Source organism: Oceanimonas smirnovii ATCC BAA-899 (genome assembly GCF_000381965.1).
GTDB lineage: Bacteria > Pseudomonadota > Gammaproteobacteria > Enterobacterales > Aeromonadaceae > Oceanimonas > Oceanimonas smirnovii.
The window spans coordinates 192,013-216,153 of sequence record NZ_KB908455.1; the positions used below are offsets into that span (position 1 = coordinate 192,013).

A 24,141-nucleotide genomic window follows, 5' to 3' on the forward strand; every position below is an offset into this window, starting at 1 on the left:
AAAAATCAGAACATAAAACCAAAACAAAACAATGTGTGACAAAGATCACGTTACACATAAATTTATGCTAGTTGTAGCGAGATAACACCATGGCCAGCTCTCTTTGCAGTAATTCCAGCTGAGCATAGGGCACATCCTCTCCCTGTTGCGGCCAGACCATGGCCGCCTCAGCCAGATCTGCCAATGCGGTTTCTCCGGCTGCGACCGCACAATGCGCCAGCTCATTGAGCAGCTGTGTGGTTTCCGCCCGGTTCTTTTCGGCCTGAGCCGCCTGCACCAGCCACAATTGATCCCGGCAGGCCAGCAGGTCGGCCACCGCTGTTTTAGCAGCCTGGGAGGCCGTCACCGGCGGTGAAGACGATACCACAGAGGAAGACAGCGGCGGTATGGGTCTGCCACTGTATTCCTGCAGAGTTTTATACAGCACAACACTGCTCACCGGCTTGGAAATGTAGGCGTTCATGCCCGATGCCAGACTGCTTTCCTGATCTGCCCGCATGGCACTGGCGGTCAGTGCAATAATGGGAACCTGATGATGCTGCTGCAGCCGCCGTATCTGTCGAGTTGCTTCCAGCCCGTCCAGAATCGGCATCTGCAAGTCCATCAGCACCACATCAAAGGGTTGCAGCCTCAGCAGCTCAACGGCCTGGCGGCCGTTATCGGCCAGGGTAACGCGCACGCCCACCCGGGACAGATATTCTACTATCAGCTGTTGGTTAAGCCGGTTATCTTCTGCCAGCAACACATGCATGCCTTCCAGCTGCTGGCGATAACTGTCTTGCTCTGTGGTGGTGACCACCACATCAGCAGATGCTGTCTGAGGGTGCAATACCTTGCTTAAACAGGCCGACAAACGCTGCCAGGTCACCGGTTTGGAAACATAATGATGAATGCCCAGCAGGCGCATCTGAGCCGTTTGCCGCTCTCTGCCAAAGGCACTGACCACCACCACAGGCAACCCTTCAAATGCGGGTTGCTGACGAATATAACGTGCCAGATCCATGCCGTTTTCCATTCCCAGACAACAGTCTATCAGGGCCAGATCAAACTCGGTGCCATGCAGCTTCAATAAGCTGCGGGCCTGCTCGGCACAGTCCGCGCCATGCACCACAAAACCGGCATTGCTCAGCATGGCAGTGAGCGCCTCACGGGCATGTGCATTGTCATCCACCAGTAACACCCGGGTGCCGGGTTCAAACAGGCACTCTGACTGCTGAACCTGCTCCTGTGCCAGGTGCAGCGGCAAATACACATAAAACACCGAGCCTCTGCCCGGCTCACTGTGCAGCCTGATATCCCCCTGCATCAGCTCCACCAGATGCCGGCAGATACTCAGACCTAATCCGCTGCCACCGTATTTGCGGGTGGTGCTGGCATCCACCTGACTGAATGACTGAAACAGCTGCTCCTGCTGCTCGGGCATAATGCCAATGCCGGTGTCACGCACTTCAAAACACAGCCTGGGGCTGACTTCATCGGTCAGAGAAATGCTGACCATCACTTCGCCGCGCTCGGTGAACTTAAGGGCATTGCTGACCAGGTTGGTCAGCACCTGCCCCAACCGCAGCGGATCGCCCCGCAGCCTGTCGGGCACTGAGGGGGCTTTGTCAATAATGACTTCCAGCCGCTTTTGTTCCGACATGTCGGCGAACAGCACCGCCAGCTGCTCAAGCTGCTCATTCAGATCAAAATCAATATTTTCCAGCTCAAGTTTGCCGGCTTCCACCTTGGTGAGATCGAGAATATCGTTAATCAGTAACAACAGGTTATCGGCAGACAAGCCGATTTTGGCCAGATAGTCCTGCTGGCGCTGATCAAGGCGGGTGTGCTGCAGTAACGACACAAAGCCGATGATGGCATTCATGGGAGTGCGGATTTCATGACTCATATTGGCCAGAAAGTCGGTTTTCGCCTGTGCCAGTGAGCTGGCACTGATATTGGCTTTATGTAATTTACGGTTATTGATGTAAAGCACCCCCCCTGCCACACACAGGCCGCCCAGCAACAGCATGAGTGCCAGTACCAGTAAGCGATCCCGGTTGCGTTCGGCTTGCTGCCGCCACTCGGTCACTTTTTGGTAAAAAAGCGTGATGTTGCGACCGGCCAGGTCCTGCCTGAGCAGCACCAGTTCATGCAGATCGCTGATAAAAATGCCATGGGCATACAAGGCTTCTGCCATGGCCGGTGCCTTGGGCCACAATGACTCCAGCTTGATGGCCTGCTGCTCCAGCACCTGCACAAAAAGCGGGTTAGTACTGTAAAGATAGAGCCGGCTGCGCTGCAGCAGCGGCTGCAAGGCGGCCCGCTGTTCAGGCTGACGTATCTTGTTCCTGGTCTCGATAAAATGCTGCAGACTATGGCGGGCATGCAGCTCGGCATCCTGTAATTTCTGCAAGCGCTCAAGGTAGACGTCAGGCTGCAGAGACTCGGCAAGAGGCGCCATCTTTAACTGCTGCAGATATTTATTAAAGTGCGATACCAGCAAGGCCAGCCGACGGCTTTGCTCTTCCAGCAGCACTGTGGTTTCAGCACCGGGCATCATGATGTTGTGGTGTATGCGATAGAGTTCATCAATCACCGGCGTGGCCACCTGCACCAGCTGGCTGCCGTTACGGTATTGCTGAAACAGACTGACGCCCTGCCACAACACCGTCAGTAACACTAATACCAGCGCCAATATCAGCCAGTTATGTTTTTTGTGAATACTGGGTTCGAATTTTGCGGCTGCCATCATCTACTGCTCCTGCGGGCGGTGATATAGTTCGCCGCATTTTTGATAATCAAAACCAAAACAACAACATAACGGAATCAACATGTCTAACCAATCATCCTCTTCCCGGTTTCGCACCGGCGTTTTTTTGCTGTGCATTCCGGCACTGCCGGCGCTGGCGCTGGGGCTGCCCTTTGAGCCGGAAGTGAACAAGGGACTGGCCTTGCTGCTGGTGATCGCCACCCTCTGGCTGACAGAAGCGGTAAATATTACCATTACTGCCCTGCTGGTGCCGCTGCTGGCAGTGTTGTTGGGCGTGCTGAGCACAGGAGATGCCCTCAGCAATTTTGCCAATCCCATTATCTTTTTGTTCCTGGGTGGCTTTGCACTGGCAGCCGCCATGCGCTGTCAGGGGCTGGACCGGCTGGTGGCAGTGCGCATTCTGCAGCTGGCCGGTGGCCGGCTGGCCGTCGCCGTATTACTGTTGTTTATTACCTCGGCCTTTTTATCCATGTGGATCAGCAACACCGCCACGGCCGCCATGATGCTGCCGCTGGCGCTGGGGCTGCTGCGCTGTCTGGACGAACACCGCCACGCTTCTACCTATGTTTTTGTGCTGCTGGGAGTTGCCTACAGCGCCAATATCGGCGGCATTGCTACCCTGGTAGGCAGCCCGCCCAACGCCATTGCCGCTGCCGAAACCGGTCTGGGCTTTGCCGAGTGGATGGCCATTGGTCTGCCCATCAGCCTGGTGCTGCTGCCACTGACCATTGTTTTGCTGTGGGTACTGTTCCGGCCTCAGCTTAATGAGCAAATCAACCTGACGGAAAATGCACCCGATTGGAGCCCAAAGCGCTTTCTTACTCTGGGTATTTTTGCCCTCACCGTGTGCCTGTGGATTTTTTCATCACCCTTATCCGCCCTGCTGGGCGGCATATCGGGTTTTGATACGCTGGTGGCAGTGCTGGCCATTATTCTGGTGGGGGTCACCAAAGTGGCCGACTGGAAAGAAGTGGAGCATCAGGCCGACTGGGGCGTGTTGCTGCTGTTTGGCGGCGGCCTGACCTTGAGCCATATTCTTAAGGAAACCGGTACCAGTCTGTTTCTGGCCAACCACCTGGCAGAAGGGCTGACCCAGGCAAGTCCGCTGGTCATGCTGCTGACCATTTGTGTGTTTGTGGTGTTCTTAACGGAGCTGGCGTCCAATACGGCCAGCGCTGCCTTGTTGATTCCGGTGTTTGCGGCCGTGGCTGAAGGGCTGGGACTGTCGCCGGTGATGGTGGCGGCACTGATTGCGGTGTCGGCATCCTGTGCCTTTATGCTGCCGGTGGCCACCCCACCCAATGCCATCGTGTTTGGCTCGGGTTATATTCCGCAACGACAAATGATGAAGGCCGGTTTTGCCCTTAACCTTATCTGTATTCTGGTGCTCACCCTCTGGTTTGGTGTGTTTGGTTAATAAAAAAAGCCGCTGACAGCGGCTTTTTTGTTGAGGCGCATTCCGTTGCGTTACTGTTGCCAGAACGGCTTGCTGACTTCCTGATAACGATCAGCTTCGTTAATACCGATGTCTTTCAGCAGATAGGGCGGCAGTGCCGCCAGCTCACGACGGGTGCGGCTGCGGCGCAGCCAGGTACCAAGGGTACTCAGAAAGCCGGCTTTTGCTGCCGGGCGGGCAGTTTTGTGTACTGATTGCAAAGTGGTGTTCATAACGCGCCTCCTTAAATGAATGCGGGCGCAGCATAGGCGCGGGCGGCGCTGCCCTCAACTGACTTTTTCTGCGTTTTGAAGTTAGAAAAACTAATGGCAAATCACTCACAGCACGAAAGAAAACAACCTGTTAACGGTTAATTATCAAGCAATAAACACCAACCAATGCCCTGTGGTCATAAGAATTACTGATGCTTATATAAAAAATCAACTTGCATGATTTTTTATGCATCAAGCCTGATTTTGTGCTGCTTAAAACCAAGAGAGCATTGTTACCTGCTGCATAAGTGCGCAAGTTTCTTTTTACACTCCGGTATATGCGTACATCCACAGTTTTTATCAAAATGCAAAAAACACGATTTAGCTGAAGCATTGCCAGTTTCAAGATGATCACACCAGCATAACAACACATAGTTGTTAATCATTCCGTAAAAAGAACCAATGACATACAGATGTAAGGGATAAATCCTTTGAAGCAGCAGATCGGCGCGTTGATTTTACCCCTGCCCCCGCCTACCCTGCGCCGGTGAAACTACCCTTTTAGTTATCTTTTATTCCCGAGGATTCGTTATGAAACGTGAGCAGTGGGGTTCCCGTACCGGGTTTATCCTTGCGGCCGTCGGCTCTGCCGTGGGCCTGGGTAATATCTGGCGCTTCCCCTATATGGCCTATGAAAACGGCGGTGGTGCCTTCTTTATTCCCTATTTGTTTGCCATGCTGACCGCAGGCATTCCCTTTATGATCCTGGAGTTTACGCTGGGGCATAAATACCGCTCCGGTGCGCCCGGCACCCTGCGCCAGCTGAACCATCGCTTTGAGTGGCTGGGCTGGTTTCAGGTCATGATCTGCGCGGTGATCGCCTTTTATTATGTGGTGGTCATTGCCTGGGCCATTTCCTATGCCTGGTTTGCGGTGGATCAGAGCTGGGGCGACGACAGCAATGCCTTCTTCTTTGGCGAGTTTCTGAAGCTGGGAGACAACTCTCCGTCCAATCTTGGCAGCATTCAGACTCACTTGCTGTTGCCGCTGATCCTGGCCTGGGCAGCCAGCTTTGTGGCTACCTACCGTGGCGTGCAGGACGGTATTGAAAAAATCAACAAGGTATTGATGCCCCTGCTGTTCTTGCTGGTGCTGGTGCTGATTGGCCGGGTAGTGTCGCTGCCCGGCGCGCTGAACGGCATTAACTGGCTGCTGGAGCCCGACTTCAGCAAAATCTGGGATCTCAAGGTGTGGTCTGCCGCCTATGGTCAGATCTTCTTCACCCTGAGTGTGGGCTTTGCCATTATGCTGTCTTATGCCAGCTTTTTGCCCAAAAAGTCAGACATCAACAACAACGCCTTTATGACGGTGCTGATGAACTGCGGCTTCTCCATGCTGGCCGGCATCATGATCTTTGGTGCCCTGGGCTACATGGCCCACGTGCAGGATAAAGAGCTCACTGAAGTGGTCAGCTCGGGCGTGGGGCTTGCCTTTGTAACCCTGCCTACCGCCATCAATCTGCTGCCTGCTCCGGGCATTACCGGCCCGCTGTTCTTCCTGGCACTGGTGTTTGCCGGTATCAGCTCACACATTTCCATTGCCCAGGCCGTTACCACCGGTCTGATGGACAAGACCGGCTGGAGCCGGCAGAAAACCTCTGTGGTGTTCTGTGGCACCGGTTTTGTGGTGAGCCTGCTGTTTATTACCAACGGCGGTCTGCTGCTGCTGGATCTGGTGGATTACTACATTAACAATATGGCACTGCTGGGCTCCTGTCTGCTTGAGCTGTTCCTGGTGGGCTGGCTGTGCAAGCTGTCGGATTATCAGAAGCGGGCCAATGAGCTGTCTGAGTTCAGCATTGGCATCTGGTGGCAGCTGTGCATCAAATTTGTCTCCATTGGCATGCTGATTGTGATTCTGTTCAACAACATCATGGATGCCTTTAAAGAGAACTACGGCGGCTACAGCAATAACGAAATTTTGTTTATTGGCTGGGGCATGATTGCCGTGATGCTGGTGGTGGCCATTATCATTAATATGAGCAACAAGCAGGAGGTAAAGGCATGACCAGTGGTGCCATTATCATGATGATCATCGGCCTTGGCATTACCTGGGGCGGTGCTGCCCTGTGCATACGCCGGGCCATGCAGTCCAGGTAACATCGGAATATAAATAGCAAGGGCGGTGTTTACCGCCCTTTTTTTATGGATGCTTTGGCTGTACAAACCGCCGGGACGGATCTATCAGCACATCATTTCCCATAAATTCGCGGCCCAGCAGCACCGGATACAGCATGCGCGTACGATCCTTAAGTGTAAACTCCACGTTTTTCTCCAGATCACCCAGGCGTACCGGTAGCGTCACTACCACTCGTCGGTCAGCCTTTTTGCTGTTGGCCTGACGAATGCGCACATAGCGCGTCAGCGGCGCTTCCATGTCCGATGAGATGTGGTCGTGCAAAAAGGTAAAGCGCACCCAGGGCTCGCCGCCGCGCTCGAACTCTGCAATATTGGTCGCCGACATGGAAGAGGTTTTGGCACCAGAGTCGATGCGTGCCTTTATGGTGTCTTGCAATGCCGGCAGACACAACCACTCCACCCGGCCAAGTACCCATTTATCATCTATTTTCACACTGTTATCCTTTGCTGCCATGGCCGTGCCAGGGAGCAGTAAAGCCATTAACCAGATTGTCTGTAATACCCGTTTCATTGGCTTGCCTCACTCGTCAGAATTTGACACAGGCATTCTAACCAGGGTCCTGGCACCGGAGAATGCCTTGTTTTCAAAATTTGCTGAACATTTTTTGCCGCGGCGCTATGCTTGGCGGCTTTTATGTGAGCGGACGACCAATGAGCTGGGACCCTGATTTTACCACGCGCAACCCCATTCTTGGCCAGCTGACCGATCTGATACGGTTTCAGCAGCCCCGCTGGCCCGATGTTGCCTGTCTGAATAAGCAGCTGGCAGCACAGCTACCCGTGCGTTTTATTGACGACCAGCATTTTGCCGCTCTTGACTGCTATTACGAAGAAGCGGTGGCCAGAGGGCAGGTTCCTACCCGACAGGCTAACTGGCATGACTTTTTCGGTGCTGTTATCTGGCATCTGTTCCCTCACACCAAGGCGCTGCTGAACCGGCTGCATATGGAGCATATTGCCGTTCACGGTGCCCGCCGGCGTACGCCCCGCCGGGATCGCATCACCCATTTTGATGAATGCGGTCTGGTGCTGGCGGTACGTGAAGGCGATGAAGCCGCCGCGCTGTTGCAGGCGCACGACTGGCAAACCCTGTTTGTAACTGGCCGGACGCATTGGCAGCAGCGCCGGGCCTTTGTGTTTGGCCATGCGTTGTATGAGCTGGCACTGGCACCTTTTATTGGCCTGACCGCCAAAGCCGTGGTCATTACCATGCCCGATGCTTTTTTTGAGGCCCCTGTGCACCGCCAGTATCAGCTGCTGGACAGCGCCCTGTGCGCGCACCTGGAGCAGCAACAACTGTTTGATAAGCCAAAGCCATTGCACCCTCTGCCATTGCTCGGCATTCCCGGCTGGTGGCCGGCCAATGAAAATCCGGCCTTTTATAATAATACCGATTACTTCCGGCCCCGGCGGCAGGGGTGATTTGAGACCCGTTTTTGCTTACACTTGGCGATCTTACGCATTAGAGGTAAAGAATATGTCCGGGCAAGATCCCGTTTACGATGCTGAGTTTAAATCCCGCTATCTGCATCCGCGCCACTGGCCTACCTGGCTTTCTATTGCTCTTTTATGGCTGCTGGCCTGGGTGCCGGTGCGTGCACGGGATGCTTTTGCCGGCTTTTTTGCCCCGCTGCTGGTCAAATTTGCCAAAAAGCAATGCTACATTGCCCGCACCAATATAAAGCTGTGTTTTCCTGAGTTATCGGACCAGGAAACCGAGGCCCTGCTGCTGCACTCCATTCGCGCCGGCCTGATGACCTTTTTTGCCTATGGCGAATGGACCGCCCGCAGCCCCGCCTATTTACAGGGGCGCTTCAAAGTGCATGGCCAGGAGCACATCGACGCCGCCCTGGCAGAAAACAAACAGATTATTTTCATGATCCCCCACACCTGGGCCATTGATGCCGGCGGGCTTTATCTGACCTCGTTGGGCATGCCCATGTGCACCATGATGCACAGTGCCAAAAATGAAGTGTTCGACTGGTTTATTAATCGCCAGCGGGCCCGCTTTAACGGCATTGTGTATGAGCGCGATGCCGGCATTAAGGCGGTGATTAAAACCATTCGGGACGGCAAGCATTTCTTTTATCTGCCGGATCAGGACCATGGCCGCGAAGCCAGTATCTTTGTGCCCTTTTTTGCCGAAATGAAAGCCACCCTGCCCGCATTGCCCAAACTGGTCAAACTGACCGGTGCCTGTGCTATTCCGGTGCTGAGCGTGTATAACACCGAGCAACACCGCTATGAGCTGATAGTACGCCCGTCCATGGCCCCCTACCCCACAGCGGATCTCACCGCTGATACCCGGGCCATGAACGCTGAAATTGAAGCTCTGCTGAGCCACTGGCCCGAGCAATACATGTGGTTCCTGAAGTATTTTCAGACTCAGCAACACAGCCCGGAAGGCCGCTATGAAGCAGGCATTCGCAAAATTCGGGGGCAGCAATGAGCTGGCTCGGCTATGTGGCGCTGGTGTGCCTGGGCCTGCTGATTTTATGGCTGACAGCCCGGCTTGATGACTGGCTTTCCAAACAAGAAAAATAACCTTTAACCCCTTATTTCAAGGAACGAACATGACCTGGTTGATGTATATGGTGCTGGGAGCCTTTGCGGGCACGCTGGCAGGACTTTTTGGTGTGGGTGGCGGCCTGATTATTGTGCCTGTACTGATTTTCAGTTTTAACCTGCAAGGCATTGGCGGTGATCTGGTGGCGCACATGGCGGTGGGCACCTCCCTTGCCACCATTATGTTCACCTCGCTCAGTGCCATTCATACTCACCATGGCCGCCGCGCCATTGACTGGCCGCTGGCCGCCATGCTCAGTGCCGGTATTGTGATTGGTGCCTGGCTGGGTGGCTATACCGCCGACAAAATGTCAGGTCTGGCGCTGCAACGGGTGATTGGCCTGTTTGCCTGGCTGATGGCGGCACAGATGCTGTTTAATCTGATGCCCAAGGGCAGCGGCAGGCTGCCGGGTAAACCGGTGCAGGCGGCCATTGGCGGCGTGATTGGCTGGGCCTCGGGCATTTTCGGCATTGGCGGCGGATCGCTCACGGTGCCGTTTTTAAGCTGGTGCTCGGTGCCCATGCAGCGGGCGGTGGCGGTGTCGTCGGCCTGTGGTTTTCCCATTGCGCTGGTGGGTGCACTCAGTTATGTGGTGCACGGGCTGGATCAGAACATGCCCGATGAAGCCTGGGGCTATGTGTATCTGCCGGCCCTGATCGGTATCAGCGTGGCCAGCATGCCCTTTGCCCGGGTAGGTGCCATTCTGGCGCACAAGCTGCCGGCCGCAGTGCTTAAGCGCGCCTTTGCGGTATTTCTGCTGCTGGTGGGTGCCAAATTCTTGTTTTTCCCGGCGTAAAGCACCGTCACTCCGGGCGTGACCCGGAGTCCATTCAGATAGGGGCGCGGCCCAGGCTTATCACTACCCGGCGGTTGGTGTCGCGGCCTTCGGGGGTGCTGTTGTCGGCCACCGGCCGGCGCTCGCCATGGCCTTCCACCATAATGCTGGTGTCGGGCAGGCCCAGCGCCATAAAGTGATCCTTGATAGCTTTGGCCCGCAGCAGCGACAGCTGCTTGTTATGAAAGGCAGTACCAAAACTGTCGGTGTAGGTATTGATCACCACCTCACCGATATTGGGATCGGCCTTGACGTAATCAGCAATCATGGCCAGCCGCTGGCGGGAATGCGGGGTCAGCTCATCGGCGTTGTTCACATAATTGAGCACGCTGAAGGCAATGTCTTCAAAGCCGTAAGGCAGCAGGCTTTGCTGGCAGTCCAGAAAGGCGGCGTAACGGGCGCGAAAATTCACCGACGACAGCCCCACTCCAGTGGTTTTGTCACCGGCATACCAGTCTTCAAAATAAAAGGTGGGCCAGCGCCCCTGGCTCAGCTCGTCGAGCATCACCCAGGCATTCTGCTGCTCTACCATGGCATCAAACTGCTGATAAAAAGTCACCTGGCTGATGGCACGGGCGGCACGGCCCGGCTGCCAGTAGGGTGACTCGCTGCGCAAGGCCGCCTGGCGGGTGCGCGGGTTGGCCCTGAGCGGGCTCAGTTCAAACACCAGATTGACGTTTTTGCCGGCACGACTGACAAAGGCACCGGTGCCGAACCCGGGAATATTGTGCTCCAGCCGGCACTCCACCGCCGAATCGGCAGCCAGTCGCCAGCGGGAATGATCCAAATCGGCCACATAGGTGCGGGGCTGCGCCCAGCTGGCGCTGCTTAGCATCAGTGCTGTTACTACCGTCAGTTTGCGCACGCCACTCGCCTCTTGTTGCCCTTTGCCGTTAACTTGGTGACAGAGAGTCTATCGGCAGGGAAAGGCCCGGCTTTAGCCCAGCGGCGCATAAACTCCGAACTTTTCGCCATGCTCGTGCACCTCACGGTTCAGCAGGGCTTTTTCTTCCGGTGACAGCCAGCTGGCCTCCACGCTGTTCAGCGCCAGCTGTAACAGCTCGCTGTCGCTCATGCCCAGGCCCTGTTGCAGAGCCTGATAGTTGGCATTCATGTAGCCGCCAAAATAGGCCGGATCGTCTGAGTTCACGGTCACGCACAGTCCGGCCTGCAGCAGCTCGCCCATGGGATGTTCGGCCATGGTATTCACCACTTTCAGCTTGAGATTTGACAGCGGGCATACGGTGAGCGGAATGCGGCTTTCGGCCAGCTCCGCCATCAGGGCCGGATCCTTGATGGCCGCCACACCGTGGTCAATACGCTCTACCCTGAGCAGTTCAAGCGCATCACGAATATACTGAGGCGGCCCTTCTTCACCGGCGTGAGCCACCAGCCGATAACCCTGATCCCGCGCCATGGCATAGACCCGGCGAAACTTGTCCGGCGGATTGCCGGTTTCGGCAGAGTCCAGCCCCACCCCGGTCAGCCAGCCATGAAACGGCTCAGCCTGTCGCAGGGTGTCAATGGCCGACGCTTCCGGTAAATCGCGCAAGAACGACATGATCAGCCGGCTGCTCATGCCCCAGTCGTAACGGGCCTGCTCCAGCGCTCTGTGAATGCCGGTAACCACCACTGAAAAGGGCACGCCCCTGCCGGTGTGGGCCTGAGGGTCAAAAAAGATCTCGGTATGACGCACATGTTCACTGTGAGCCCGCTGCAAATAGGCATGGGTCATATCAAAAAAGTCCTGCTCGGTTTGCAGTACACTCATGCCCGCATAATAGATATTCAGAAACGATTGCAGATCGTCAAACTCATAGGCTGCTTTCAGGGCAGCTTCATTGGCATAATCGAGGGTGATACCATTGCGCCGGGCCAGGGCAAATACCAGCTCCGGCTCCAGAGACCCCTCAATGTGAAGATGCAGCTCCACCTTCGGCAGTTGCTCAATAAATGCAGACATGGTGGTTCTCCTTGTTATTGCCGGCTTGTTAATAAACATAACAAATTTAAGCGAATATTGTGGCGTCAGCTGAGCCACAGTCAATAAACCCTGAAAAAGAGAGTACAAGCTCACATGTTTTTGCTTAAACGCCTGCTGCGCTGGCTGCTTGTGTTATTGGTGCTGGTGCCGCTGGCACTGACGCTGCTGTATCGCTTTGTGCCGGTCCCGGTCACGCCGCTGATGGTGATTCGGCTGTTTGAAGGAGAAAGCCTGCAGAAAGACTGGCAGCCCGGCCCGCGCATTTCCAGCCAGCTGAAAATGGCGGTCATTGCTGCCGAAGACAACAAGTTCTGCAAACACAGCGGCTTTGACTGGGACGCCTTTGGCGATGTGCTGACCGAAGCCGCCGAGGGCGGCCGGCTGCGGGGCGGCAGCACCATCACCATGCAAACGGCCAAGAATCTGTATCTGTGGCCTGGCCGCAGCTACACCCGCAAGGCTCTGGAAGCGGTTTATACCCCCATGCTGGAGTTGCTGTTGCCCAAAGAGCGTATTCTGACGCTTTATCTGAATATTGCCGAATTTGGTCCGGGCATTTATGGTGCCGAGGCGGCTGCTCAGGCTTATTTCAATACCACGGCAGCCAGCCTCAATCGCCGGCAGGCCACCCTGCTGGCCGCCGTGCTGCCTAATCCCCGGCAGTTTTCTGCTGCCCGCCCGTCAGCGTATGTCAATCAGCGGGCCGCCGCCATTTCCCGCCGTATTAATGGTCTGGGAGGCTGGCTCACTTGCATAAACCGGTAATAAAACCGGACTTGGTCATGAAACTGTCATATTCTGGCAACACAGTGGTTCAGGTACCGGCAACACCGGTTTAAGGAGAGGCAATGCAAAAAAATAATCTTATCTGCGATATCGACGGCGTTATTCTGCACAACAACGATTTAATTCCCGGTGCCGATGCCTTTGTGCGCCGGGTGCTGGAGCAGGATATGAACCTGCTGTTTTTAACCAACTATCCGGCACAGACTCCCAAAGATTTGCAGAACCGGTTTTATTCTGCCGGCATCGAAGTGCCCGAAGACTGCTTTTATACATCCGCCATGGCCACCGCCGACTTTCTTAAGCGCCAGAGCGGTCAGAAAGCCTACGTGATTGGCGAAGGCGCGCTGATCCATGAGCTGTATAAAGCCGGCTTTACCATTACCGATATTGATCCGGATTTTGTGGTAGTGGGCGAAACCCGCAACTACAACTGGAGCATGATTCAGATGGCGGCCCGCTTTGTGGCCAAAGGTGCCCGCTTTATTGCTACCAATCCCGACACCCACGGCCCGCAGATGCATCCGGCCTGTGGTGCCCTGTGTGCCCCCATTGAGCGCATGACCGGCAAGAAACCGTTTTATGTGGGTAAGCCCAGCGCCTGGATCATTCGTGCCGCCCTTAATCATATGGACGCACACTCAGAAAACACCCTGATAGTCGGTGATAATTTGCGCACCGATATTCTGGCCGGTTTTCAGGCCGGGCTGGAAACCATTCTGGTACTGACCGGCGTCAGCCAGGTGGCCGACATTGATAAAATGCCGTTCCGGCCGCAGCATATTTACAGCTCGGTGCACGACATCGATCTGTTCTGACAAAAATACCTGAAAGTGGCGAGCTTTGTTGACAACACACGGGCCAAACGCCCACTATAACGCCACTTCAGGAGCTAATTAAAACCGATAAGAATTACATGGATCCCATTTTTATTGCTGTTGCCTTCGGCTGCGGTCTGGCTGTTTATTTGATTGGACTGCCGCCGCTGATTGGCTTTCTTGCCGCCGGCTTTGTACTGAATGCCATGGGCTTTGAGCCCAACGCCACTCTCGATACCCTCGCCAATCTGGGGGTTACCTTGCTGCTGTTCAGCATCGGGCTCAAGCTCGATATTAAAACCCTGCTGCGCAAGGAAGTGTGGGGCACCGCCTGCGGTCATATCGTTTCTTCTACCCTGCTGTTTACCCTGGTACTGCTGGCCATCAAGACCCTGGGCTTTGCCCTGGCGCAGGAGCTGCAATGGCAACAGGCCATGCTAATGGCCTTTGCGCTCAGCTTTTCCAGTACGGTATTTGCCGTAAAAGTGCTGGAAGAGCGCAGCGACATGAACACCTTCTATGGCGTAGTGGCCATTGGCGTGCTGGTGATGCAGGACTTGTTTGCTGTCGCTTTTCTCAGCATTTCTGCCGGCAAGGTACCCAGCCCCTGGGCACTGAGTTTGCTGGTGCTGCTGCCGCTGTTGCGGCCGGTTTTCTTTCGCATTCTGGAGCGGGCCGGTCATGGCGAGCTGCAAACCCTGTTTGCGGTATTTCTGGCGCTGGTGGTGGGTTACGGCGGTTTTCAGCTGGTGGGGCTCAAGGGTGACCTGGGCGCGCTGGTTATCGGCATGATGCTGGCGTCACACTACAGCGCGCCCGAGCTGGCCAAGTCCTTCTTTAATATGAAAGAGCTGTTTCTGGTGGCGTTTTTCCTGAACATTGGCCTGAACGGCATGCCCACCATGGATGCGCTGTGGATAGCGCTGATTTTATTGCTGGTGCTGCCACTGAAGAGCCTGCTGTATTACCAGCTGTACAAACGCTGTTTTTTGCGTCCCCGTACCGCCCTGCTGGCCACCATGAGCCTGAGCAACTATTCCGAATTTGGTCTGATTGTAGCGGCACTGGCTGCCCAGCAGGGCATGCTCAGTAACGACTGGGTCATTGTGGCCTCTATCGCTCTGGCCGTTTCCTTTGTAGCCTCGGCCCCGCTTAATGCGAATAACGAAAATATTTACCGTCGCCTGATGCACAGGCTTTCACCCCGGGATCCGAACCGTCTGCACCCGGACGATATGCCCATTCATCTGGGGGATGCCAATATTTTGATTGTAGGCATGGGCCGCATTGGTCAGGGTGCCTATATGGAGCTGGAAAGTGTTAATTCAGGCCGCAAGCTGGTAGGAATAGATTCTGACGAGAAGAAAATTCCGCTGCTGAAAGAGCTGAATATTAATGTGATTAAAGGCGATGCGTCCGACTCGGATTTCTGGGACAAGGCCAACATTGGTACCGAGCTGGAATATATCTTTCTGGCCATGCCCAACCATGCCGGTAACCTCTATGCGCTGGAGCAGATACGCCATGCCAACTTCAGTGGCCGGGTGGCCGCCATTATTCGCTATCCGGAAGAAGGCGCCCAGCTGCGCGAGCTGGGGGCCGATGAGGTGTTTAATATTTATGAAGAAGCAGGCAGCGGTTTTGCCCGCCATGTAATAGAACACGCGGGCTAGTGCCCGCCTTCTTCCTTGTCGTAGGGATATTTGGCGTGGCCAAAGCGAATGGCCAGCACGGCCAGTGCCAGCACCAGGGCCGCGCCGGCTACGGTGATCAGCCGCCAGTTATCCATGCCTTTCATATCAAGAATGAGATAACGGGCCAGCGCCACTATGGCAATGTAAAGCGGAATACGAATGGGCAGCTTGCCGGAGCGCAGATAGATGGCCACCATGGCCAGCACTTCCAGATAGATGAACATCAGCAGCAGATCCGCCAGGGTCACGGTCCGGTTCTGCCACATGGTGTTCACTTCTATGCCCACCGCCACCACGGTGGCGACCGCCACAATAATCAGGCCTATATGCTGCAGGGCATCCAGCACGCGGCTGCCCAGCATTCGGTTATCGCTCATTAAGTTCAGCTCCTTTTAGATACAATTGCTCATCTTTTCCGCCATCGTTTAGCACTGTATTCACTGCTATTCAATGACCAGCAAACCACGTGCCAGTAAGGAAGTCCTATTCGACCTTGTTACCGGACGGCCAGCTCTCTATAATACCTTTTGCCATACTAATAGTGATTATAAAAAATTGTACTTTTATGAAATTTATGAATAACGGCGTTACGCCACCCTAGCCTTTACTCTTCCCTTCCGCCATAGCTTGGCGGCCCTTCACTCGCTATGGCGAGTATTCTGCTGTACCCGATTAAAACATGAACGCCATGCTCTCACTCCTTAACAACCGGCATGGATTGCGTTTATACACAACCTGGAACCATTATTATGTTACCCAGTATCAAACAAACCTGGTTTTCGAACGTGCGCGGCGATGTGCTGGCTGGCATTGTCGTTGCCCTGGCCCTGATCCCGGAAGCCGTCGCCTTTTCCATTATCGCCGGGGTCGATCCCAAGGTTGGCTTGTACGCCTCCTTCTGTATCGCTGTCATTATCGCATTTGTGGGTGGCCGGCCGGGCATGATCTCTGCTGCTACCGGTGCCATGGCGCTGCTGATGGTCACCCTGGTGAAAGAGCACGGTCTGCAATATCTGCTGGCCGCCACTCTGTTGTGTGGCCTGTTTCAGATTGTCGCCGGCTACCTGCGTCTGGGTGAGCTGATGCGCTTTGTGTCCCGCTCTGTGGTCACCGGTTTCGTTAATGCGCTGGCCATTCTGATTTTTATGGCCCAGCTGCCGGAATTGACTAACGTCACCTGGCATGTGTATGCCATGACCGCCGCCGGTCTGGGCATTATCTACCTGCTGCCGCTGGTGCCGGTGGTCGGTAAACTGCTGCCCTCGCCGCTGGTGTGCATTGTGGGTCTGACCCTGGTGGCCATGCTGTTCAATATTGATGTGCGCACCGTGGGCGACATGGGCGAGCTGCCCGATACCCTGCCGGTGTTCCTGTGGCCCGATGTGCCGCTGAACCTGGAAACCCTGGCCATTATTTTCCCCTACTCACTGTCGCTGGCCATTGTGGGCCTGCTGGAGTCGATGATGACCGCCACCATAGTGGATGATCTCACCGACACCAAAAGCGACAAGAACCGCGAGTGTAAAGGTCAGGGCCTGGCCAATATTGGAGCTGGCCTGCTGGGTGGCATGGCCGGTTGTGCCATGATTGGCCAGTCCATCATCAACGTGAAATCCGGCGGCCGTGGCCGGCTGTCCACCCTGGTGGCCGGTGTGGTACTGCTTATTCTGGTGGTATTTCTCGGCCCCTGGGTATCACAAATTCCCATGGCGGCGCTGGTGGCGGTGATGATCATGGTGTCTATTGGTACTTTCAGCTGGGAGTCTGTCAAGAACCTCAAAACTCATCCCAAAAGCACTAGTCTGGTGATGATTGCCACCGTGGCCGTGGTGGTTTACACCCATAACCTGGCCTGGGGCGTGCTGGTAGGTGTGCTGCTGAGCGCCCTGTTCTTTGCCAACAAGGTCGGCCAGATTCTGTATATAGGCTCAGAAAAAGCCGCCGACGGCACCCGTGAATACAAGGTGGTGGGTCAGGTGTTCTTTACCTCGGCCGAGCAGTTTGTGGCCGCCTTTGACTTCAAGGAAGTGGTCGACCGTGTGCGCATTGACCTGAGCCGCGCTCACTTCTGGGACATTACCGCCATCAGTGCCCTCGACAAGGTAGTAATCAAGTTCCGCCGGGAAGGCACAGACGTAGAGATAATTGGTCTGAATGAGGCCAGCGCTACGCTGGTGGATCGCTTTGCCGTGCATAATGATCCCAAAGCCGTTGAAAAGCTGATGGGCCACTAATGAGAAAGGGAAAGAAGATGACCGAACAAGTATTCGCCTGTATCGACGGCTCAAGCCACGCTGAAGCCGTGTGCGACTGGGCCGGCTGGACAGCGCAGCGCCTGAATGTTCCTCTGACCTTTGTGCATGTTCTCGACAAAGAAACCGGCCCGGTGCAGGGTAATTTAAGCGGCAGCATCGGTCTTGGCAGCCAGGAGCAGCTGCTGGCCGAGCTGGCCGAGCTGGATGCCAGACGCGGCAAGCTGGCCCGAGAGCAGGGACGGCTGATGCTGGACGCCGCCAAAGAGCGGGTAACTGCGCAGGGTGTGAGTAACGCCAGTACGCTGCAACGCCACGGCAGCTTTGTGGAGGCGCTGGCAGAGCTTGAAACCGACACCCGGCTGCTGGTGCTGGGCCGCCAGGGTGAAGCGTCCGGCTCGGCGCTTGCTCACCTGGGCAGCCATGTGGAGCAGGTGATCCGCGCCATGCACAGACCCATACTGGTAACCCTGGGTGAGTTTGCCGCTCCGCAAAAAGTGATGCTGGCCTTTGACGGCAGTGCCACCACCCGCAAGGGCGTGGAAATGCTGGCTGCAAGCCCGCTGTTCAAGGGGCTGGAGCTGCATCTGGTGCTGGCCGGTGCCGATACCGACGACAACCGCGCACAACTGGGCTGGGCCCGGCAGTTGCTGGAGCAGGCCGGCATCTGTGCCGTCACTGCCATTGTGCCCGGCGAGGCCGACAAGGCGCTGACAGGCTATCAGCAGGCACACAGCATTGATTTGATGATCATGGGTGCCTATGGCCATTCCCGCATTCGGCAGTGGCTGGTGGGCAGTACTACCACCGCCATGATTCAGGATGCACAAGCCCCCCTGCTGATCTTGCGCTGAGCGCCGCAGCGCACACAAGAAAAAGGAGCCTTATGGCTCCTTTTTTACCGCATTACGACTTGCGGTTATCAGAGACGGCAATAACCCGGCAGTTTTTTACCCTGCCTTTCCAGCATTTTACATTGACGATTGTCTGCACCATCACCCATTTTAAGGGGGACTTCAAACGCAGGCGCGGTTCCGCTGGCGGCGGTGGCAGAAATCGGCACCATGCCAATGGTAAATACAGCAGCAAACAGCAAGGACATGACGGTTTTCATGGTAATTCTCCTGGTAAAGCGCCAAAACCTTTAAGTGAACTCCAGCTTCAGCGGTGCAGTGTTAACACAACGCGACCGAAAGAAAACCTGTCGGCTAGCTAGTTAGACATGATCAGGATCAAATTTATTACGATTTTTTACATCTTATTTTCATCTAAGCAACGTGAACTTAAGGTCATTTTGTTCTGAATCAATAAAAGTGACGGTCTTGGCCAAGCCATCTTTAACCTGCGGCAAACTGTGATACAGTGCGCCCAACAAGCCCCCTACATTCATATTGTGTCAATCACCTTTCTATATCAGGATGAAAAAGATGAGCACCAATGTACTGGCCGGTATCGACGGTTCCAAACACACCGCCTGTGTCAGCGAATATGCGGCCTGGGCTGCCCAGCAACTTTCTGCCTCTCTGGTATTGCTGAACGTTATGCACAAACCAGAGCCTACCCTGCTCTACAACATGAGCGCTGCTGCCAGCCTGAGTGCTCAGGATAAAATTCACGCAGAACTGGCTGATCTCGACAAAAAACGTGCCGAACTCGCCAAGGCCCAGAGCCAGGTTATTCTGGAGCAGGCCAGCCAGCACGTTCAGCAGGCAGGCTATCCCGCTCCGCGTACCATTTCCCGCGAGGGTCGCCTGACCGAGGTGCTGGAGCAATACGATGATTACGCCGATCTGGTGGTGCTGGGCCGGCGCGGCAATAACGAAGATGACAGCCCCGACCGTCTGGGCGGCCATGTTGAGCATGTTATTCGCACCACCGACAAGCCGCTGCTGCTGACCGACGGTGAATTCAAGGCCCCCGAGCGGGTCATGATCGCCTTTGACGGCAGCGAAACAACACGCAAATGCGTGGAATATATTGCCAGGTCTCCCCTGTTCAAGGGGCTGGAATGCCATGTGGTCATGGTGGCCGGCCCCAGCGAGGAAAAACAGGCTCAGCTTGAAGCCGCCCGTCAGCTGCTGGAAGATAACGGCCATCAGGCCACGGCAGCGCTGCTGCAGGGAGAGGTAAAGAAAAATCTGCTGGCCTATCAGGACAGGCAGAACATGGATATGATGGTGATGGGTGCTTACGGCCACTCCCGTATTCGCCTGTGGCTGCTGGGCAGCATCACCAACCTGATGCTGCAGGAATCGCACAAACCCATGCTGATCCTGCGCTGATAACCCCTGAATACAACAACGCCGGGCAATGCCCGGCGTTTTTATTTGATTACACTACGCCCTGCTCGCGCAGATAATCATCGTAGCTGCCGCTGAAGTCACGAATACCGTTCTCGCTCAGCTCCAGAATGCGGGTGGCCAGCGACGACACAAACTCCCGGTCGTGAGACACAAAGATCAGCGTGCCCTGATACATTTCCAGCGCCATGTTCAATGACTCGATAGACTCCATATCCAGGTGGTTGGTGGGCTCGTCCATCACCAGAATATTAGGCTTTTGCATCATCAGCTTGCCAAACAACATGCGGCCCTGCTCACCACCCGACAGCACGCCCACTTTCTTTTTGATATCGTCCTGGCTGAACAGCAGCCGGCCCAGCACAGAGCGCACTGTCTGTTCGTCGTCTCCTTCCTGCTGCCACTGGCTCATCCATTCAAACACTGTCATCTGAGTGTCGAAGTCGGCAGCATGATCCTGCGCATAATAGCCAATGCTGGCGTTTTCTGACCATTTAATGGTGCCGCTGTCGGGAGTCAGCTCGCCGACCAGGGTTTTCACCAGGGTGGTTTTACCAATGCCGTTGGTACCCAGGATGGCAACCCGCTCTCCCACTTCAATCATCATATTCAGATTGCTGAACAGCGGCGCTTCGCCATAGCCTTTGATGAGGCCTTCCACTTCCAGAATGTTGCGATAGAGCTTCTTGTCCTGCTCAAAGCGAATAAAGGGGTTCTGGCGGCTGGAAGCTTTTACCTCTTCCAGCTTGATCTTGTCGATTTGCTTGGCGCGGGAAGTCGCCTGGCGGGCCTTGGAGGCGTTGGCGCTGAAGCGGGAGACAAAGCTCTGCAGCTCGGCAATCTGGGCCTTTTTCTTGGCGTTATCGGCCAGCAGGCGTTCCCGGGCCTGAGTGGCAGCAAACATGTAATCGTCGTAGTTGCCCGGATAAACTCTGAGTTCACCATAATCCAGATCCGCCATATGGGTACACACACTGTTCAGAAAGTGGCGGTCGTGAGAAATAATGATCATGGTGCTGTTGCGCTCGTTCAGCGCACCTTCCAGCCAGCGAATGGTGTCTATGTCCAGGTTGTTGGTGGGCTCATCAAGCAGCAGCACATCAGGATCGGAAAACAGCGCCTGCGCCAGCAGCACCCGCAGTTTCCAGCCAGGCGCTACTTCACTCATGGGGCCGTTATGCTGCTCCAGCGGAATGCCCACGCCCAGCAGCAGTTCTCCGGCACGGGCTTCGGCGGTGTAGCCGTCATATTCCGCCACCAGCCCTTCCAGCTCGGCGGCACGCATATAATCCTCATCGGTGGCTTCCAGATTGGCATAAATGCTGTCGCGTTCATGTATGGCCGCCCACAGCTCTGCATGCCCCATCATCACCACATCCAGCACCCGGTTATTTTCATAGGCGAACTGATCCTGACGCAGTTTGCCGATGCGCTCATTGACATCCAGGCTGACATTACCGGCACTGGGCTCGAGATCACCGCCCAGAATTTTCATAAAGGTAGACTTGCCGCAACCATTGGCACCGATAAGGCCATAACGGTTGCCGTCGCCGAATTTAACGGAAATATTTTCAAACAGCGGCTTGGCGCCAAACTGCATGGTGATGTTGTTGGTGGAAATCAAAGAAACAGACTCACTATCAATTGAAGAGAAACAGGCAGAATGCCGAAGGCCGCCAAGGATACCGGCGGCCGAGGGAAAGTTCAAAGGCTTGGGCAGAAATTAACCAGATTAACGAGCCACCAGTACATCGCAGGGCGGCGCACTTAAAAAGCTCATGGCCAGGTTACCTACCAGCAAGCGGCTGATACCCTGACGACCATGATAGCCCAGCACCAGCAGCTGAGCATGGGTTTCTTCTACGACCGACAAAATGGTTTTCTTTACCTCACCCGACATAATGCGGGTGCTGATGCGGTGATGATCATCCGTGGCAATAAAATGGGACATTTCTTCCTGCACTTCCTGCTCGATGCGGCTGCGCTGGTGGGCCATCATGCTGTCGGGGTGCATGTTGTCCTGCTGTAACAACCTTGGCAGCATGGGAGGCTCAAATACGTGCACCAAAGTGGCATTGGCTTTGGGTGCCAGCATCAGCCCGGAACGCAACGCATGGTGAGAGCTGCGGGAGAAATCGGTAGCTGCCACCAGATGGTGATAGGGCTGAATGCGGCTGGTATTGCACACGACCAGCACTGGCATGATGCAGCGACGTAACAGCCGCTCTACCGTGGTCCCCAAAAACAGCTCTTGTACCGGCTCGTCGTGCTGGCGGCCGGCAATCACCAGATCGGCGTTAAGCTCAGCCGCCTTGCGCGCCAGTGCCTGAGACGGCTTGCCCAGCATAACATGACGCTCTGTGACCGCCGCCTGTGCCGCCGGTAGTTGGTGGATCAGCTGATCAAGTGCCTGGTTTGCGCCCTGCTGCAGCCGCCGGCGCACGGAAATTTCCACCATAGGCTCATACAGCACCATGGCCTCATTAATCACATGCACCAGATGCAAACGGGCATTTAACTGTGCAGCCAGCATGCCGGCCCGTTCGACTACCCTTTCAGCGCCTTCCTGCAGATCAACTGCTGCCAGTAATATCTTCATTTACTTACCCTTTTTTGTTGCATCCCTGCCATGACGACCGTTGTGGAACAGCTTTCCTTTTTTTCGCATAAAAAGCAACCGATGCAGATAGGTAATGCCGGTTTTGCAGCACCCTTGCTTTGGTTTACAATGCTGCCCCTTCAGCTTTCTTTTATCGGGATAACACGTGTTAACAGCAGAAATTGCCATGCGCTGGCTGGTGGCCGGCCACATAGATCATTATATTTGCGAAAACTGTCATGGCATTCACCTTGCTGAACTGCAAGAACTGGACGGCATTCTGGAAAGCCGGCTGTTTGTAGAGCACGAAGACGCCATTGTTACTACCGAAGTGGAAATTCGTCCCACCGCCCTGCTGATGCTGATGGCGGATCTGGGAAGACTGAACATGAATTACCCGAGCCTTAAAATCTTTGTGGATATTGTAGATGACAATCTGCCCCGGCTGATTGTGGCCAACTACCTGCATACTCAGGCAGGGATAGAGCAGCATCAGTTTCAGTGGATTATGCAGCAAACCATGATGGCGACTCATCAGCTGACGCAGGAGCTGGGTGATCTGGGCTATCTGATGCAGGATGAACCACAGAAAATGCCGGCAGCTGTGCATTAAGCCGCCACTCTGCGCAGTAAAAAGGCAATCAAACAACAAACGTATAAAAGTACTTGAACCTGCCCGCCGCACCCAGTACATTACGTCCCGTTCCCGAGGGAGCAAAAATTTGGTGAGGTGTCCGAGTGGCTGAAGGAGCACGCCTGGAAAGTGTGTATACGGCAACGTATCGAGAGTTCGAATCTCTCTCTCACCGCCACATTAAAAAACCCGCGCAGCAATGCGCGGGTTTTTGCGTTTACATGCGGTATTTGGCACCATCCATGAATCTACTCTTTCTGACGGGAAATATTTCTCGCTGTTCCCCGCGTTGTTGAAGGTGTAAAAAAGCGCTCCACAGGAGGGTTTGCCATTGACCAGCGCAGTGCACACTAAATGGGTTCTTGACGATATTATTGACGCCATTGCCGGCCCCGGCATGGGTATTTTTCCTGATTTTCTCGAGTCCGCCCGGGTAACGGCGCTGCGCGATGACTTTCATCACCTGCCCGACTGGGAATTTACCCCGGCTGGTATCGGTCGCGAGCAGGCCAATCACAACAATGAACGTATTCGAACCGACAAAACCCGCTGGCTGGACGGCACCACCGCCCCTCAGCAAGCTTATCTATCATTAATGGCTGATCTGCAGCAGGCGGTTAACCGGCACCTATTTATGGGGCTAAAAGACTACGAGTGTCATTATGCCCGTTATGATCAGGGTGACTTTTATAAAAAGCACCTGGATGCCTTTAAAGGCCGCAGCAACCGCCGGCTGACCACAGTGCTCTACCTGAACGACGGCTGGCAGCCTGCAGATGGCGGCGAGCTGCTGATCTATGGTGAAAAAAGCAAAGTACCTCTGCACAGCGTAACGCCACATGGCGGCACCCTGGTGTGCTTTTTATCCGAGCGCTTTCCGCACGAGGTATTGCCGGCAAACCGCTCCCGGCTCAGTATTGCCGGCTGGTTCAGAGTAGATGATCCCATTGCCCCTGCCCTCAGGCTGTAGCATACCCTGAGCCTGAATTATTCAACCGTTAAAAATAGGACTGTATTTTTAACGATTCAAAACCAGAAAAGGATTTTTGCTGGTTTTTTATAAGTTTTGCTTTCCAGTT

At 54.9% G+C, this 24,141-nt stretch carries 23 protein-coding genes and 1 tRNA gene; 15 read left to right on the plus strand and 9 right to left on the minus strand.

Annotation, left to right across the window (positions count from 1 at the left end; all coding sequences use genetic code 11):
- Window positions 1-67: 67 nt before the first annotated feature.
- Window positions 68-2,734, minus strand: a complete 2,667-nt coding sequence (locus G364_RS0103715; RefSeq protein ID WP_019933809.1) for a hybrid sensor histidine kinase/response regulator — start codon at window positions 2,732-2,734, stop codon at window positions 68-70.
- Between the two features lie 79 nt (window positions 2,735-2,813).
- Between G364_RS0103715 and G364_RS0103720 the strand changes: the two genes are divergently transcribed.
- Entirely contained in the window at window positions 2,814-4,169 is a 1,356-nt protein-coding gene (locus G364_RS0103720; protein ID WP_019933810.1) for an SLC13 family permease, read from the plus strand.
- 50 nt (window positions 4,170-4,219) lie between these two features.
- Here G364_RS0103720 and G364_RS0103725 read toward each other — a convergent pair whose 3' ends face one another.
- Window positions 4,220-4,420: a DUF1127 domain-containing protein gene (locus G364_RS0103725; RefSeq protein WP_019933811.1), complete on the minus strand. Its 201-nt coding sequence runs from the start codon at window positions 4,418-4,420 to the stop codon at window positions 4,220-4,222.
- Window positions 4,421-4,990: 570 nt separating this feature from the next.
- Between G364_RS0103725 and G364_RS0103730 the strand changes: the two genes are divergently transcribed.
- On the plus strand, window positions 4,991-6,466 hold the full coding sequence (locus G364_RS0103730; RefSeq protein ID WP_019933812.1) for a sodium-dependent transporter: 1,476 nt from the start codon (window positions 4,991-4,993) through the stop codon (window positions 6,464-6,466).
- Complete coding sequence (locus G364_RS17140; protein ID WP_019933813.1) at window positions 6,463-6,558, plus strand: MetS family NSS transporter small subunit; 96 nt, start codon at window positions 6,463-6,465, stop codon at window positions 6,556-6,558. The genes G364_RS0103730 and G364_RS17140 overlap by 4 nt, the downstream gene beginning before the upstream one ends.
- Window positions 6,559-6,601: 43 nt before the next feature.
- Here the strand turns inward: G364_RS17140 and G364_RS16280 are convergent, their stop codons facing one another.
- On the minus strand, window positions 6,602-7,030 hold the full coding sequence (locus tag G364_RS16280) for an ATP-dependent zinc protease family protein (protein WP_245541367.1): 429 nt from the start codon (window positions 7,028-7,030) through the stop codon (window positions 6,602-6,604).
- A gap of 218 nt (window positions 7,031-7,248) precedes the next feature.
- Here G364_RS16280 and G364_RS0103745 point away from each other — a divergent pair, with 218 nt between their 5' ends.
- From G364_RS0103745 to G364_RS0103760, 3 genes are all read left to right on the plus strand, one after another.
- Window positions 7,249-8,019: a DUF3025 domain-containing protein gene (locus G364_RS0103745; protein WP_019933815.1), complete on the plus strand. Its 771-nt coding sequence runs from the start codon at window positions 7,249-7,251 to the stop codon at window positions 8,017-8,019.
- Window positions 8,020-8,074: 55 nt separating this feature from the next.
- On the plus strand, window positions 8,075-9,046 hold the full coding sequence (gene lpxM, locus G364_RS0103750) for a lauroyl-Kdo(2)-lipid IV(A) myristoyltransferase (protein WP_019933816.1): 972 nt from the start codon (window positions 8,075-8,077) through the stop codon (window positions 9,044-9,046).
- Between the two features lie 124 nt (window positions 9,047-9,170).
- The gene (locus G364_RS0103760) at window positions 9,171-9,959 is read left to right on the plus strand and encodes a sulfite exporter TauE/SafE family protein (RefSeq protein ID WP_019933818.1); all 789 of its coding nucleotides are present in this window, start codon (window positions 9,171-9,173) and stop codon (window positions 9,957-9,959) included.
- A gap of 34 nt (window positions 9,960-9,993) precedes the next feature.
- Here the strand turns inward: G364_RS0103760 and G364_RS0103765 are convergent, their stop codons facing one another.
- Entirely contained in the window at window positions 9,994-10,863 is an 870-nt protein-coding gene (locus G364_RS0103765) for a flagellar protein MotY (protein ID WP_019933819.1), read from the minus strand.
- 72 nt (window positions 10,864-10,935) lie between these two features.
- A complete protein-coding gene (locus G364_RS0103770; protein WP_019933820.1) occupies window positions 10,936-11,961 on the minus strand; it encodes an adenosine deaminase in 1,026 nt (341 codons plus the stop codon).
- Window positions 11,962-12,075: 114 nt separating this feature from the next.
- Here G364_RS0103770 and mtgA point away from each other — a divergent pair, with 114 nt between their 5' ends.
- The 3 genes from mtgA to G364_RS0103785 all read left to right on the plus strand — a co-directional run bounded on the left by mtgA (window position 12,076) and on the right by G364_RS0103785 (window position 15,256).
- A complete protein-coding gene (mtgA, locus tag G364_RS0103775) occupies window positions 12,076-12,747 on the plus strand; it encodes a monofunctional biosynthetic peptidoglycan transglycosylase (protein WP_019933821.1) in 672 nt (223 codons plus the stop codon).
- A gap of 83 nt (window positions 12,748-12,830) precedes the next feature.
- On the plus strand, window positions 12,831-13,583 hold the full coding sequence (locus G364_RS0103780) for an HAD-IIA family hydrolase (RefSeq protein ID WP_019933822.1): 753 nt from the start codon (window positions 12,831-12,833) through the stop codon (window positions 13,581-13,583).
- 98 nt (window positions 13,584-13,681) lie between these two features.
- Entirely contained in the window at window positions 13,682-15,256 is a 1,575-nt protein-coding gene (locus G364_RS0103785; protein ID WP_019933823.1) for a cation:proton antiporter family protein, read from the plus strand.
- On the opposite strand, the gene G364_RS0103790 is transcribed toward G364_RS0103785, so the two are convergent.
- On the minus strand, window positions 15,253-15,654 hold the full coding sequence (locus tag G364_RS0103790) for a phosphate-starvation-inducible protein PsiE (protein WP_019933824.1): 402 nt from the start codon (window positions 15,652-15,654) through the stop codon (window positions 15,253-15,255). The genes G364_RS0103785 and G364_RS0103790 overlap by 4 nt on opposite strands.
- Before the next feature lie 372 nt (window positions 15,655-16,026).
- Here G364_RS0103790 and G364_RS0103795 point away from each other — a divergent pair, with 372 nt between their 5' ends.
- Complete coding sequence (locus G364_RS0103795) at window positions 16,027-17,511, plus strand: SulP family inorganic anion transporter (RefSeq protein ID WP_019933825.1); 1,485 nt, start codon at window positions 16,027-16,029, stop codon at window positions 17,509-17,511.
- A gap of 17 nt (window positions 17,512-17,528) precedes the next feature.
- Entirely contained in the window at window positions 17,529-18,383 is an 855-nt protein-coding gene (locus tag G364_RS0103800) for a universal stress protein (RefSeq protein WP_019933826.1), read from the plus strand.
- A 68-nt stretch (window positions 18,384-18,451) separates the two neighbouring features.
- Here the strand turns inward: G364_RS0103800 and G364_RS0103805 are convergent, their stop codons facing one another.
- Window positions 18,452-18,643, minus strand: coding sequence for a hypothetical protein (locus tag G364_RS0103805; RefSeq protein WP_019933827.1), 192 nt, complete (start codon window positions 18,641-18,643; stop codon window positions 18,452-18,454).
- Window positions 18,644-18,956: 313 nt separating this feature from the next.
- On the opposite strand from G364_RS0103805, the gene G364_RS0103815 reads away from it, so the two are divergent.
- Window positions 18,957-19,811, plus strand: a complete 855-nt coding sequence (locus G364_RS0103815) for a universal stress protein (protein WP_019933829.1) — start codon at window positions 18,957-18,959, stop codon at window positions 19,809-19,811.
- A gap of 49 nt (window positions 19,812-19,860) precedes the next feature.
- On the opposite strand, the gene G364_RS0103820 is transcribed toward G364_RS0103815, so the two are convergent.
- The gene (locus G364_RS0103820; protein ID WP_019933830.1) at window positions 19,861-21,453 is read right to left on the minus strand and encodes an ABC-F family ATPase; all 1,593 of its coding nucleotides are present in this window, start codon (window positions 21,451-21,453) and stop codon (window positions 19,861-19,863) included.
- 108 nt (window positions 21,454-21,561) lie between these two features.
- The gene (locus tag G364_RS0103825; RefSeq protein ID WP_019933831.1) at window positions 21,562-22,428 is read right to left on the minus strand and encodes a universal stress protein; all 867 of its coding nucleotides are present in this window, start codon (window positions 22,426-22,428) and stop codon (window positions 21,562-21,564) included.
- A gap of 187 nt (window positions 22,429-22,615) precedes the next feature.
- On the opposite strand from G364_RS0103825, the gene G364_RS0103830 reads away from it, so the two are divergent.
- The 3 genes from G364_RS0103830 (at window position 22,616) to G364_RS0103840 (ending at window position 24,032) form a co-directional block, all read left to right on the plus strand.
- A complete protein-coding gene (locus G364_RS0103830; RefSeq protein ID WP_019933832.1) occupies window positions 22,616-23,041 on the plus strand; it encodes a YbjN domain-containing protein in 426 nt (141 codons plus the stop codon).
- Window positions 23,042-23,152: 111 nt separating this feature from the next.
- Window positions 23,153-23,240: transfer RNA gene (locus G364_RS0103835), tRNA-Ser, on the plus strand.
- Between the two features lie 219 nt (window positions 23,241-23,459).
- The gene (locus G364_RS0103840) at window positions 23,460-24,032 is read left to right on the plus strand and encodes a 2OG-Fe(II) oxygenase (protein ID WP_051089259.1); all 573 of its coding nucleotides are present in this window, start codon (window positions 23,460-23,462) and stop codon (window positions 24,030-24,032) included.
- The last annotated feature ends 109 nt before the right edge of the window (window positions 24,033-24,141 follow it).

Excerpts from the sequence above, each read along its gene's own strand:
- G364_RS0103715 (WP_019933809.1), bottom strand. The coding sequence starts at position 2,734 with ATGATGGCAGCCGCAAAATTCGAACCCAGTATTCACAAAAAACATAAC.
- G364_RS0103720 (WP_019933810.1), top strand. The coding sequence starts at position 2,814 with ATGTCTAACCAATCATCCTCTTCCCGGTTTCGCACCGGCGTTTTTTTG.
- G364_RS0103725 (WP_019933811.1), bottom strand. The coding sequence starts at position 4,420 with ATGAACACCACTTTGCAATCAGTACACAAAACTGCCCGCCCGGCAGCA.
- G364_RS0103730 (WP_019933812.1), top strand. The coding sequence starts at position 4,991 with ATGAAACGTGAGCAGTGGGGTTCCCGTACCGGGTTTATCCTTGCGGCC.
- G364_RS17140 (WP_019933813.1), top strand. The coding sequence starts at position 6,463 with ATGACCAGTGGTGCCATTATCATGATGATCATCGGCCTTGGCATTACC.
- G364_RS0103745 (WP_019933815.1), top strand. The coding sequence starts at position 7,249 with ATGAGCTGGGACCCTGATTTTACCACGCGCAACCCCATTCTTGGCCAG.
- lpxM (WP_019933816.1), top strand. The coding sequence starts at position 8,075 with ATGTCCGGGCAAGATCCCGTTTACGATGCTGAGTTTAAATCCCGCTAT.
- G364_RS0103760 (WP_019933818.1), top strand. The coding sequence starts at position 9,171 with ATGACCTGGTTGATGTATATGGTGCTGGGAGCCTTTGCGGGCACGCTG.
- G364_RS0103770 (WP_019933820.1), bottom strand. The coding sequence starts at position 11,961 with ATGTCTGCATTTATTGAGCAACTGCCGAAGGTGGAGCTGCATCTTCAC.
- mtgA (WP_019933821.1), top strand. The coding sequence starts at position 12,076 with ATGTTTTTGCTTAAACGCCTGCTGCGCTGGCTGCTTGTGTTATTGGTG.
- G364_RS0103780 (WP_019933822.1), top strand. The coding sequence starts at position 12,831 with ATGCAAAAAAATAATCTTATCTGCGATATCGACGGCGTTATTCTGCAC.
- G364_RS0103785 (WP_019933823.1), top strand. The coding sequence starts at position 13,682 with ATGGATCCCATTTTTATTGCTGTTGCCTTCGGCTGCGGTCTGGCTGTT.
- G364_RS0103790 (WP_019933824.1), bottom strand. The coding sequence starts at position 15,654 with ATGAGCGATAACCGAATGCTGGGCAGCCGCGTGCTGGATGCCCTGCAG.
- G364_RS0103795 (WP_019933825.1), top strand. The coding sequence starts at position 16,027 with ATGTTACCCAGTATCAAACAAACCTGGTTTTCGAACGTGCGCGGCGAT.
- G364_RS0103800 (WP_019933826.1), top strand. The coding sequence starts at position 17,529 with ATGACCGAACAAGTATTCGCCTGTATCGACGGCTCAAGCCACGCTGAA.
- G364_RS0103805 (WP_019933827.1), bottom strand. The coding sequence starts at position 18,643 with ATGAAAACCGTCATGTCCTTGCTGTTTGCTGCTGTATTTACCATTGGC.
- G364_RS0103815 (WP_019933829.1), top strand. The coding sequence starts at position 18,957 with ATGAGCACCAATGTACTGGCCGGTATCGACGGTTCCAAACACACCGCC.
- G364_RS0103825 (WP_019933831.1), bottom strand. The coding sequence starts at position 22,428 with ATGAAGATATTACTGGCAGCAGTTGATCTGCAGGAAGGCGCTGAAAGG.
- G364_RS0103830 (WP_019933832.1), top strand. The coding sequence starts at position 22,616 with ATGCGCTGGCTGGTGGCCGGCCACATAGATCATTATATTTGCGAAAAC.
- G364_RS0103840 (WP_051089259.1), top strand. The coding sequence starts at position 23,460 with ATGGGTATTTTTCCTGATTTTCTCGAGTCCGCCCGGGTAACGGCGCTG.